General features: G+C 42.0%; 1 protein-coding gene. It reads right to left on the bottom strand.

Going from position 1 to position 753, the window contains the following annotated elements:
- A partial coding sequence (locus BJI48_RS09525) for a hypothetical protein (RefSeq protein ID WP_180763112.1) occupies positions 1-753 on the bottom strand: 753 nt, incomplete at both ends.

Raw genomic sequence — 753 nt, 5'->3', positions numbered from 1 at the left:
TGTTTGTGTTCTAAATGTGGTAATCACATCATCAAAGCCTTGGGTAACCGTAGAGACAGGTTTGAAGATAACACCCGCTGTATCATTAGCACCACCCGAACTACTCGTAGCAATTTTCCCACTGCTATCAATCGTATTCTTTACCGAAGCGACTAATATGTTTTTAGAAGAAAGATCGCCTAAGGATTCTTTTGAATTGGTATTGGCATAAAGCGCAAGGGTATTTTCTAGGGGGGTGAATGCAGCAGAAGTATCAACACCACTTGGATTAGCTACGCCTAAGATAATAATATGGTCAGCTTTTTGATTATTATCTGCACTATCACTGGCTTCAGGGTTATAGCTTACATTGAAGCGGGCATTACTAAGATTTTGTAATGTATCAATGGTAAGGGTGGTATAGCTAGCTTTGGGGGTATTGAGATGATTGGTATTGGTGAGATCAATGAGATATTGGGGGGATAGGTTTGTGTTAGTAGGGAGATTATCCATAGAATCAGCACCACCAACACCTGAAACTTTGCCATCACTAGAGCTACTAGAAGCAGGAGTTGGGGCAGTGCCAATCAGGGTATTGATATGCGAATCTTTTCCACTCATCCCCAAGAGTAGCTCGGAATTTGCTCCAAGATTTAAGGTGAGATTACTTGCTGAAGTGATAGAACCCTTGATAGTCGTGGCATTGGCTGTGATAGTCGTAGTGCCACCCGAATTGTTAATATCCCCATTGATGGTGGCGTTATGAGATGTGAT

Source organism: Helicobacter sp. 11S02596-1 (genome assembly GCF_002272825.1).
In the GTDB taxonomy this organism is placed as follows: Bacteria; Campylobacterota; Campylobacteria; order Campylobacterales; family Helicobacteraceae; genus Helicobacter_J.
This window is presented reverse-complemented; position numbering and strand designations above follow the sequence as displayed.